At 61.9% G+C, this 10923-nt stretch carries 10 protein-coding genes; 1 reads left to right on the top strand and 9 read right to left on the bottom strand.

Annotated features, from left to right (window positions below; translation table 11 throughout):
- The 9 genes from P4L93_05850 to rpmH all read right to left on the bottom strand — a co-directional run.
- Nucleotides 1-710: UvrD-helicase domain-containing protein (locus tag P4L93_05850; GenBank protein MDR3686459.1), on the bottom strand; the 710-nt coding region annotated here is incomplete at its 3' end.
- Nucleotides 707-3523 carry a PD-(D/E)XK nuclease family protein gene (locus tag P4L93_05855; GenBank protein ID MDR3686460.1) on the bottom strand — a complete coding sequence of 939 codons (2817 nt, stop codon included), beginning with the start codon at nt 3521-3523 and terminating at the stop codon, nt 707-709. The genes P4L93_05850 and P4L93_05855, both read right to left, overlap by 4 nt.
- 49 nt (nt 3524-3572) lie before the next feature.
- Nucleotides 3573-3866, bottom strand: a complete 294-nt coding sequence (locus tag P4L93_05860) for a YtxH domain-containing protein (GenBank protein ID MDR3686461.1) — start codon at nt 3864-3866, stop codon at nt 3573-3575.
- Entirely contained in the window at nt 3863-4744 is an 882-nt protein-coding gene (locus tag P4L93_05865) for a ParB/RepB/Spo0J family partition protein (GenBank protein ID MDR3686462.1), read from the bottom strand. Before P4L93_05865 ends, P4L93_05860 begins: the two co-directional genes overlap by 4 nt.
- Nucleotides 4737-5492, bottom strand: coding sequence for an AAA family ATPase (locus P4L93_05870; protein ID MDR3686463.1), 756 nt, complete (start codon nt 5490-5492; stop codon nt 4737-4739). The genes P4L93_05865 and P4L93_05870 overlap by 8 nt, the downstream gene beginning before the upstream one ends.
- A gap of 1439 nt (nt 5493-6931) precedes the next feature.
- A complete protein-coding gene (gene jag / locus P4L93_05875) occupies nt 6932-7681 on the bottom strand; it encodes an RNA-binding cell elongation regulator Jag/EloR (protein MDR3686464.1) in 750 nt (249 codons plus the stop codon).
- A 39-nt stretch (nt 7682-7720) separates the two neighbouring features.
- Entirely contained in the window at nt 7721-8533 is an 813-nt protein-coding gene (locus tag P4L93_05880) for a YidC/Oxa1 family membrane protein insertase (GenBank protein MDR3686465.1), read from the bottom strand.
- A gap of 32 nt (nt 8534-8565) precedes the next feature.
- Nucleotides 8566-8760, bottom strand: a complete 195-nt coding sequence (gene yidD / locus P4L93_05885) for a membrane protein insertion efficiency factor YidD (protein MDR3686466.1) — start codon at nt 8758-8760, stop codon at nt 8566-8568.
- Nucleotides 8761-9165: 405 nt separating this feature from the next.
- On the bottom strand, nt 9166-9300 hold the full coding sequence (gene rpmH / locus P4L93_05890) for a 50S ribosomal protein L34 (protein ID MDR3686467.1): 135 nt from the start codon (nt 9298-9300) through the stop codon (nt 9166-9168).
- Nucleotides 9301-10072: 772 nt separating this feature from the next.
- On the opposite strand from rpmH, the gene P4L93_05895 reads away from it, so the two are divergent.
- Nucleotides 10073-10923 (top strand): ATP-binding protein (locus tag P4L93_05895; GenBank protein MDR3686468.1); only part of this gene is annotated, 851 nt, incomplete at its 3' end.

Here is a 10923-nt window from a genome sequence, read left to right on the forward strand (position 1 = left end):
AGCGCCGAGCACTGGCCTAGCAGCTCCTCGCAACGACCCGCGTGCTCCCACGGATCAGGGCTCGAACCGGAGTAACCGAGGTCGCACGTCGTCATCCCCCGTCGGAACAAGTCCTGAGCGTCACCGAGCAGCGCCGCCGGGCTTTCCGCTGGCTCCAGCGCAATGTCCGCAGGCCTTGTCCCCGCGACCGCCAGCTCGCGAGCAATCTCCCTTGCCGCCGAGAACAACGCGTCGTACGGATAGGCATCGAACAGGGCGATCGTCCCGTCATCGGAGGCGAGCTGGGCGCGCGCCGCCTTCTCGAAGGCCGCCTCTCGCAGCTGCCCCGTCTCAACGGTGTCGGCCACTGAGAAGAGCGGGTCCACGCCGGCCTCGAACGCGTGACGCCGCAGAAGCCGGCTGCATAGCCCGTGGATCGTGGAGATCCACGCATCGCCCACACACCGCGCGTCCTCCGCTCTATCGGAGGCGCGCAGCGCCAGCCGCACTCGCTCGGCAATCTCGCCGGCCGCTTTATCGGTGAACGTAATCGCCACAAGCTCGTCGACACTGGCTGGCCGCCACCCGTCGACAGCCCCTGGGATGACCGCGTTCACGAAGCGCTGAGTCAGCATTCTCGTCTTGCCAGACCCGGCGCCCGCCGTTACCAGTACCGAGCGGCTCAGGCATTCAGCGGCAACGCGCTGATCTTCGTTCAGCTCGATGCTCATGCGCGCGCCCCCTCGCAGATCACGGATAGCGAGCAGTGGGTGCACGCGCCCTTGACCGCGGGCGTACGCGGTATGCGTCCAGCACGCATGCCTCTGATCGCCTCGGCGACCCGCTCTTCGGTGCTGTCCACGACGGCGTCAAACCCGCCCTCGTCCAAGGCGTCGTCCTCGCACATCCCCACCGGGAGCACGCCGAGCAGATCGTGTCGCCAGAAACCGCGAAGGTGCCCGCTACTCATGGACCGATAGACTGAGCCGCAGACCGGTCTGCCGAGCGCGTGCTGTGCCGCGCAGGCGTAGATGACGGCCTGCACCTTGCCGTCGGCTCCAAGCTTCTGCAGGCCTGTAACTTCCCTCGAGGACTTGTAGTCCGTCACAAACACGCCCTCGGAGCCTGCGTCGATGCGATCGATTCGGCCTCGAAACGGGAACCCGGCGAACGTGAACGGGGGCTCGTCACCAAATCCGAACTCGAAGAGCTCGGGCACGAAGCCGGGGAGCAGCGCAGCGTCCTGACCCACGACATTGCGTGCCCAAGCGACCGCTCGGGCCAGCCGCATCTCCTCTGACAGACTCTGCGCCGTAGTCGCTCGACCCGCCTGTGCCGCAACTTCGTCGAATAGGTTCAATGCCTCGCCCAGCCACTCCGGCGCCACCCGCTGGTGCCCCGACTCGGCCCTCAGCCGCCGATAAAAGGCCGCAAGCAGCCCATGCGCATGGGTCCCCAACTCCCGGGCGCCCAACGCCTCGTCGATCTCCTCCGGACGCACGATGCGCTCGTAGAACCACCGATACGGGCACGCGAGATAGGCTTCGATCTCCGTCGCCGAGGACACCGACTCGTTTGCGAGGGCCGACAGCCCTTCTGCGCTGACGACGGCATTCCGTATAGGCACCGACAGTCGCATTCGGTCCGCCCGCGAACGTTCTTGGCGCCTCGAGACAGTAAGTGCGGGCGCCAGTTCCTCGATGTCGGCGCGCGCAAGCCTGAGACACGGCAGCGGGGCGCCTTCCTCATCCCCGGCGGGCACGTCGGAGGGTCGATAGGCATCCAGAACGTCCTCCCAAAGTTCAGAGGCTCTAAGCTCCCTCCCCTCGCTGTCCGCCTCCTGTCGAACCAGGTAGAGCTTTCGCCTGGCGCGCGAAAGCAGCGAGTAGAACTGCAGGCGCACCCGGTCCCCCGCCTCCCCTTCAAGCCGGCGCACCGTTTCGCGCTGTAGCAGTTCCTCCATCGAGTCTTTGGTCCCGAGCGGGAGTTCGTCCTCCGTGAGACCCCCGAGCACCACGACGTCGAATCTACGTGACCCAACACGAGAGAAGTCGCAGACCTGCACGTTCCCCGGCGCTTCACTAGTCGGCTGACTGACCTGAATCGTCGCTGCCAGAGTCAACACGTCCTCGAGGCCCGGCGGTTCGACTGACCCGCGTGCGAGCTGTGCGAGCACTCGATTGAGGGCCTGATGAGCCGCGGAATCCTCCGAATGCGTGATACCGGGAGCCATACCGACCGTCTTCGACGCCGCCGCTGCAAGCATGGCGTCTGACAATTCCTGCCACATCAGGAGCGTGTCGGCTGACAGTGGCTGTGTCGCCACCCGCCGTGCGAGACGCGCGGCGAACTCGCATTCGCCGCCGAGCCGAGCCACACCGTTGAAGAGGACTCGGGAATCACCCGTTCGGCCCTGACGCCATTCTCGGTCGAGCTGGTGAACCGCCTCACTGTGTGCGCCAGAGTACGGACTGGCAATAAATGTCAGGGCTTCGGTCCGACTCCCTCCCCCGCCGGCCAAGGACACGAGCGCACGCCAAGCCCGGCCGAAGCTTGTTGATTGAAAAGGTACGGTAACGTCGAACTCAGCTGAGATACCACGCGACCGCAGCGCAGTGCGAAGCGCGACGATACGCCGGTGGGTATGCGGAAACGCTACTACGATGCGCTCTGCACGGACCCCGCTGCCAAGCTCGTCCGCAACAATGCGGGCGATCATCGCGACTTCCGCCTCTCCTCCTGAGGCGAGCCCGACCACGACGTCCTGGCGGCTTTCCAGCGCCGAGCCGCTCGAATAGAGCCTCCGGCCTAGCACTTGGATCTCCTGATGCGCGGGCGGACCCGCAAGCTCTACGAATGAGGACGCCATCCCGTTGAAGTACTCGATGGCGCCGTCGTTCGCTCGAGTAGGGGCAAACATACGTTCCCATGTGAGTGCGACCGTGACCTCGTTGGTGAGGGACAAGCCGGCAAGCATCTCAACCTCGTGCGCGGCCAGCGAATCGAACCGCATCACACCGAGCGGCCCGCCGATCCTGGGCGCCTGCGCGGCGAGCAGGCCGCCGACCCATCTCTGCTCGATGAGCCCCGCGCTGGCCAACTCGCTCCGGTATCGCGCCAGTAGTCCCTCAATAGCCGATGTCGGCGAACCTCGAAGAGGCGCTCCCCCTTCCTCGGCTGACGAGCCCATGGCCAGTCCTACGAGCAGACGCCTGAACCCGGGGGCGGGGGCGACAACAGCGATCGACTCCTCTACGCCGTCCTTGACAACACGTCGCAGCAACTCTTCGCGCGTAGAATCATCGACGATCCGCCGGCCGTCACCGAACAACGACCAGAGCTCAAGCGTCAATTGGCGCAATGTCACGACCCGAACTCCGAGCGGCGACTTGCCGGAGATCTCGGCCTCAAGACGCCGCACATCGACCAGGTTCGGCACGGCAACAATCGGCGAGGCGCCCGCCGCGGCTGCAGCGAGCGCCTCTTTGAGCACAGCTCCGGTCTTCCCCGCGTTCGCGGTACCGGTGATCAGGCGAAGCGACATCGGGCACTCCTTGGTTCACGTGAAACCATGGTGCCATGCAGGTCTGACATCAAGCCTGCGCTTGGGTATAGCGCTGGACGCCCTCTCTGATCTCTCGAACTTTGCGCCACGCCACCTCTTCATCTCTGCCTAGGTAGTGCTCGACGCGCCCGCCTAACAGCTCGGCGGCGTTCTCGGCCTGCTCGGCAATACTCCGGGCCACGTCAGCGGCCCTCAGGGCCTCGTTGGCCAAGCGTTCACGTGTCTTCTGACCACTGGTAGGCGCAATCAAGAGCCCCGCGAGGAAGCCGCCAACCGCGCCGACGATGATGCCGATGGCAAGATATTCCAGATTTCGTCTCATTCGGCTGTCTCCTCCCCGGAATCAGAGCCCTCCACCTGAGTCAGTAGAGCGAATATGCGCTCGAGGTCATCCTCGCTCTGGAATTCAATCTCGATCTTGCCTTTGTCCTTCGCAAGCTTCACGCGCACATTCGTGCCGAGGAATCGCCGAAGCTTGCGCGCCACCGTTTTGAAAGACTTGGGCGTAATCGGTCGTGGCGCGCGCTCAGTTTGGCCGGCGGCGTAGAGCCGGGCCAGATTCTCCGCATCACGAACTGATAGACCCTCGTCAACAATCTTCTGCGCGAGCTTCAGTCTAATCGGCTCGTCCGAAACGGACAGAACGGCCCTGGCGTGCCCGGCAGTCATCTTGTTGTCGTAGACCAGCTCTTGAACCTCATCCGGGAGGTCCAGCAGGCGTAGCGCGTTCGTGATTGCCGAGCGAGACTTCGAGACCTTTTCGGCAAGTTCTGCTTGGGTCATCCGGTATTCAGTCAACAGTCGGCGGTAACCCCGGGCTTCTTCAATCGAGTTCAAGTCCTGGCGTTGCAGGTTCTCGATAAGAGCAATCTCAAGGGACTCCGTCTCGTTCTTCGAGAGAACCCGCACTGGGACCCTCTCTAGCCCAGCAAGACGTGCGGCTCGCCAACGGCGCTCCCCGGCGATTATCTGATAACCCTCTCCGAGCGGCCTAACAATAATCGCTTGCAACAACCCGACTTTGGCAATCGAATCCGACAGCTCCTGGATCCCCTCTTCGCTAATATCCGTTCTGGGCTGCCCGGGGTTGGGGGTGATCATATCAATCGCCAACTCGTGCAGCTCACCATTCGTCTGCGATTCCTGCGACGCGCTCGGTATTAGAGCCGAAAGCCCGCGGCCGAGCCCTCTTCTAGACACGATCGATCACTTCCTTCGCCAGATTCTGGTAGGCCTCGGCTCCTTTGCCGGTCGGGTCGTAGAGCGTGACGGGCTTCCCAAAGCTCGGAGCCTCTGAAAGCCTGACCGTGCGAGGGATCAGCGTGCGGAATACCTTGTCACCGAAGAAGTCGCGCACCTCATCAACGACCTGCTGCGCAAGACGGGTTCGCGAGTCGTACATAGTCATGACCACACCGAACACTTCGAGCTCAGGATTCAGGTGGGTCTTCACCAGTCGCACGCTGTCCAACAGCTTCGAAAGGCCCTCCAAGGCGTAGTACTCGCACTGGATCGGGATGAGGAGGCCGTCTGCAGCCGTCAGCGCGTTGATGGTCAGTAGGCCAAGCGACGGCGGGCAATCGATGATCACAAAGTCGAAGTCGTCGCGCACGCCATCGAGGATTGTTTTGAGCTTGGTCTCGCGACTGAAAGCGGAGACTAGCTCGATTTCGGCGCCAGCAAGCTGGATTGTTGCCGGCACGACGAACACACCGTCGATTTCCACCGGCTCGATGATTGAGGCGATGTCCGTATCCCCGAGGAGCGCGTTGTAGATACAGAACTCGCGCTGGTTCTTGTTCAACCCAAAGCCCGATGTCGCGTTGCCCTGTGGATCAAGGTCCACCAGCAGGGTCTTTTGCCCGGCTTGGCCAAGGGTTGCGGCGAGATTCACTGAAGTCGTGCTCTTGCCGACACCGCCCTTTTGATTCACAACGGCAAGCACCATCGCGCTCGAGCTGGAGTTCCCACTGGCCGAAGAGTCCAACGTCGCCTCTCCCTGAGATCGTAGACGTGCTTGCTATGCGCTCAGCAGTATAGGTGAAACAGCGCCGGCAGGGGAGTCATGCCAGCGGTGAGTTCTGAGCGAGCCCCGTCCGCCGCGGCAAGTCGATGCTCGAGCTGTGCGTCTTGCGATACACCACAATGGTCCGAGCCTCCCCGCCACCAGGCAGTCGAAGCTGTCTTCGCGCCGACTCCTCAAGACCGACAAGCTTCGCAGCCTTGGACCCCGATCTGAACTCTGACTCAGCGGGCGTGCCCTTAAGCGCAATGAGTGTGCCGCCATCCAACAACAACGGTGCGGCGAGTTCGACCAGGGAGGGGAGGGGAGCAACGGCCCGGGCAACCACTGCCGCGAATCTCGCCTTGCCAGAAGCACCGATTTCTTCAGCTCGCTCTGCGCGGACTTCGATGGTCGTCCCGGGCGACGGCAGCGACTGAAGAACCGAAGCGACTGCTGCGACCTTCTTGGCCACAGAGTCCAAGAGGACGCCTGACCGCCCCGAAACCGTTGCGAGGGGGATTCCCGGAAGCCCGCCGCCGGACCCGATGTCGAGCAAGGAACCAATCGGGGCGTCGGCCAGCTCGGGCAGTGACGCCAACGAGTCCACCAGATGCAGCCGAACAGCTACCTCGGGGTCGGTAATGCTCGTAAGATTGATTCGCTTGTTTGCCTCAAGAAGCAAGAGAAGATACTGAAGTAGCCAGTCTTGGTGCTCCGCACCAACCCGGAGTCCCAGTTCAATCAGCTCATGGGCAAAGGTCCGATCGAGTCCGACAGGTACAGGTACAGGTACAGGATGTTTCACGTGAAACCTCTCCTTGAACGCATTGTGGTTGATTCTAACATCGACGCCTGCGTCCGGAACCCTCAGCCAGTTCAGCCGCGCCAGCTCCAGAAGGTTTCACGTGAAACATCGGGTGGCCACGCTCGCCGATTCGTTAATCCCGGGCTCGGCGCGAAGTTCCTCTGGGTCGCATTGTAGATGTGTGGCCACAGGTGGGCCGACTTGTCGGGGGTGAACCGTGCCGGTCGGGACGAAGCCGCGTTGCCGCATCGCTAGCTGTTGAACGCGCGTCACGACAAGCCTAATCGGTTGTGACCGAGCCTAGGCCCGATAGGCCGCGCCGTGAACTTCTCGCCCATCAGTAGGCGGGTCGCATCCCGCCTCCGCACCCGAGCGGTGCTGACCTGCCTGACGAGTTCGTCTGGGCGGGGCGAGTGACAGGAATCCGCGCCGCTCGGGATGTTGGCGGCCCTTGCGCAGAGTTCGCAACCGCTTGGTCGTGGCAGCATGTCCAAGAAGCGGCATCGTGGATACCCTGACGAACAGAGGAGGGCGCCTGGTTCGGCGCCCTCCTCTTGCATCCAATGAGCTGCCTTGACTACTTGGGGGAGATAACCACCATGCGGAAAGGATCTTCGCCCTCGCTTGCCGTCGAGATTCTGCGATCGTCGCGGAGCGCGACGTGTACTACGCGACGCTCGTAAGCGGTCATCGGGCGAAGCCGAACTGGGATATGCTGCCGGGAAGCCCTGTCGGCCGCGCGGAGAGCAATGTCCTCAATCTTCTGTCGGCGCCGATGACGGTACCCCTCGACATCGACGACGACCGGATACCGGAAACCCAATTGGCGGTTGGTGATTGCCGAAACCAGCGCCTGCAATGCATCCAAGGTGCGTCCGTGTCGCCCGATCAGGAGAGCCAGGTCTCCACCGACAACATCAAGGATGATCTCGCCTTCGTCGCCTTCATACTCTTCGATGCTGCTTCCTTCGATGCCGAAGAGGCTCAGGACGGTCTGCAAAGCAGTCACAGCGGTATCTGCGACCTTGTCCAGATCCTCGTCGCTCAACTCTTCAGTGGAATCCGTACGCAACTCGACGGGCATGGGCGATTCGGCGGCCCCCTCATCGGCGGCTTCTGCAGACGCCGCCTCCAGCGACGCGAGGTACGAGCGCTTCAGCCAGACCCTCACCTTGGCTTCGCGGTCGGCGCCAAGTCCGAAAACCTTGTGCCCCGGCTCGGCTAGAACTTCGTACTCCACGGCATCCTGCTGAACACCAAGCTCTTCTAGAGCAGCGTCCACAGCCTCGGCGACGCTTGCCGCCACTTTCACGCACTCCGTCAGCATTCGATCACGCTCCATTCAAGAAACGCCCTGGGCGTTGTGCTAGCTCTTGTTCGATTTCTTGTTGGAAGGCTTCTTCTCGGCGACAGCGGCCTCAGCCTGGGGCGAAGCGCTTGCCTTCTTCTTCTTGCCTGGTGTCGGAGCTGGCTCGAGCGCGGCCAGTTCCCGCTTCGTCACAGTCATGGTGATCTGCTGCTGCGCGAGACCCCAAATGCTGGAGATGTCCCAATAGAGGAGAACACCGGCAGGGGAGACCCAGCCGAAGTACAGCATGAAGATGGCCATGAAGCCACCGATCTGCTTCTGCTGCTTGTCGCCTGGCATCAAGGCTTGTGGGAGCCAGACGCTGACCCCGAAGAGGATGACAAGGAGAATGTAGGGGATCGCCGCCACGTAGTTGTGCGTGTTCCAAATCATCTGCGGCGTTTTGGCAACGTTTGGAATAATATGGTAGAACGTGCCGATCTCGTGGTGGGCCTCAAGGTACTTAAGCATGAACGCGGGCTCGCGGGTGCCCAGAACGCCGTATAGCGCGAAAAGCACTGGCATCTGGAGCAGCAACGGAAGACATCCGCCGAACGGGTTTACTTTGTTCTCCGAGTAGAACTTGAGGGTCTCCTCTTGGAGCTTCTCTTTGTCATCCTTGTACTTCTCTTGAAGTTCTTTGATCTTGGGCTGGATTCGCTGAAGCTCGACCATGGACTTAGTCTGCTTCCAGGTCAGCGGCGTCAGCACGAGACGAAGCGCGACGGTGAGCAGTATGATCGCCATGCCCCAGTCGCCAGTAATCCCCTTCAAGTACAGAAGCGCGTAAAAGATCAACTGTTGGAATTGATTCCACCAGTACCAGTTCACAGAACTCCTCCTAAGTAGCCTTTGAACGCCCCCTAGGGGACGGGATCATATCCGCCGGGATTCCAGGGGTGGCATCTGCCGATTCGCTTCACGGCTAGCCAACCCCCCTTAATGACTCCGTAGCGTTCGATAGATGTTAGCGCATATGCCGAGCACGTCGGCGTAAACCTGCAAGAAGGCGGGAATGCCGGCGAGATGAACCTTCGATACCCGATGATGAGCAGCATCGCTACTTGCCGAGGCAACGCCACGGCGCGCGCCCACAATGTCTTCACGCCACACCCGCTCTGGCTAGCACGCGGCTTAGGGCGTCGTCGAGCTGATCGGCAGTCGCGGTAGGCGTGCCCTCGCGGGCAATGAGGACGACGTCCCACCCGGACCACGGCCCGCGAGCTCGCCGAACCGCCTCGCGCAAGACACGGCGACACCGATTCCTAAGAACGGCGCCGCCGAGTCTTTTCCCTGCGATAAACGCGACGCGGCCGTTATGGCCGCGTCCTTCAGGCGTCTGTGCTGCTAGCACTATGAGTAGAGGATGGGCCGCTCGTTTGGCTCCGCGAAAGATCCGGTCGATCTCTCGCGAGGACTTTATCGTGCCCATGTCCCCACATCCTGTTCCTGGCCCCTGAGGGCTAGGCGCTCAGGACCTTGCGGCCCTTGCGACGACGACGAGCAAGAATGGCGCGCCCGCCGCGGGTAGCCATGCGAGCACGGAAGCCGTGCGTCTTCGCACGCTTCCGAACATTAGGCTGGTATGTACGCTTCACAGTTGTTCCTCCTTGATGCGCGCCGGATTCGGCGCAAAGCCCGACGAGTATATGCGTGCTGTTCGGCCCGTGTCAAACGTCCAACGAGATCTGCTGTGGCACGGCTCACCAAGATGAGTTGTTCAGGTATCGACGCGTCGAACACGCGTTCCATCCCGATGTCTACGCAGGTCAGAGGCTTGTTCCGCTTGGCGCGAAAACTGGCATCCAATCTGTGGATACTGTGGAAAACGCAGGACTCACGCTTGTGGAACCTGTGGATAACTTCGCGGATACCGTTGTTCGCCTCTGGTCAGCTTGCTATAGTCGGCGGCACCCGCGGGACCGCTCGGAGTGACTCCCGTGGCCTTGATATCTGCCATTCGGCACCGAATATCTGCCGTTCATCGCCTCAGGAACCCGGGGCGCGGCTTGTGGCAATCGGTAAGGTGCGGCGACCCTGAAGGGGCCCGCCCCTGGAGTCCACCTTTCCACAATGCGCTCCTCTCGGGCTCACATTTCCACAACCCTCCGGAAAGCTCGCCCAACAAACGCCGACCCGGAGCAGCCATCTTACGTTTGGGGGCACATCACCGGAAAGGCACTTTCCCCAGATGTGGAAAGTTCTGTGGATAAACGTGAAAAGGCCACTTGGGGCCCGTGAACGGCTTGCTGATTCGATGAAAGAGTGCAGGTAGATACGGGTGTCAGCAGGTGTTTCGGCTTTGGGGGTTCTAGTGCAGCCTGTGGATGAAGTTGTGGACGAGTCCGTACAATTGGAAAGTCGGGGGAGATGAAATCGTTTTATTCCACGGCCGTCGTGGTGCCCGTTGCCTCGACAACCGGCGTTGACGTACCAGCTGGTCCTCCGGTCCAAACGGTATCTCATATACGTACGCGCGCGAGGATCGCCGTCTACGACGCCCTTTCCGCGGCGCCGCGTATTGTTGACGTTGAGCCGGCTCCAGTCGGCGAGTTCATCGAGGCACTCTCGGCTCGCGTTCACGAGCTCTCGCGCTCTGAGGGCGGGTCGATTCCGTACACGGTGATTCGGGAGGTCGCTGAGAACTTCATCCACGCGGATTTTGCCGAACCTGTCGTGTCGATCCTCGACGCTGGTTCCACGATTCGCTTCGCCGACCAGGGACCCGGCATCGCCGACAAGGACCGCGCACTCCTTCCTGGATTCACGACTGCGGCTGGCGAGTTGAAGCGCTACATTCGCGGCGTGGGTTCGGGACTTCCGATCGTACGTGACTTCTTGGTTCACTCGGGCGGGTCTCTGGCAATCGAGGACAACCTCGGCGTGGGTTCCGTAGTCACGATCCATGCAGGACGCACTCCTCACAACGACGCCACCGCACAGCGGCCGGTTCCTATCTATGCACGCGAGGGCGTGTCGGTGTCTGGTGACGCGCGACAGGCGTCGTTTGAGGCCGCAGCGATAGAACCGCAAGAGGCTCCGGTGGCGCGACCGCGCCTCTCCGCTCGACAGAAGAACGTGCTGGCGCTGGTGCTTGAGTCCGGCCTCGCAGGCCCAAGTCTCGTCTCCAAGGAGTTGGGTGTCGGTATCTCTACCGCCTACCGCGACTTGGCCATGCTTGAAGAGGTGGGCTTGATAGCCTCTGAGGCGGGAAAGCGCAC

This window comes from Coriobacteriia bacterium, assembly GCA_031292615.1.
Classification (GTDB): Bacteria; Actinomycetota; Coriobacteriia; order Anaerosomatales; family JAAXUF01; genus JARLGT01.

Bases quoted from the DNA above. Each gene is read 5' to 3' on its own strand.
- P4L93_05860 (MDR3686461.1), bottom strand. From the start codon at position 3,866: ATGAGACGAAATCTGGAATATCTTGCCATCGGCATCATCGTCGGCGCG.
- P4L93_05855 (MDR3686460.1), bottom strand. From the start codon at position 3,523: ATGTCGCTTCGCCTGATCACCGGTACCGCGAACGCGGGGAAGACCGGA.
- jag (MDR3686464.1), bottom strand. From the start codon at position 7,681: ATGCTGACGGAGTGCGTGAAAGTGGCGGCAAGCGTCGCCGAGGCTGTG.
- yidD (MDR3686466.1), bottom strand. From the start codon at position 8,760: ATGCTGCTCATCATCGGGTATCGAAGGTTCATCTCGCCGGCATTCCCG.
- P4L93_05870 (MDR3686463.1), bottom strand. From the start codon at position 5,492: ATGGTGCTTGCCGTTGTGAATCAAAAGGGCGGTGTCGGCAAGAGCACG.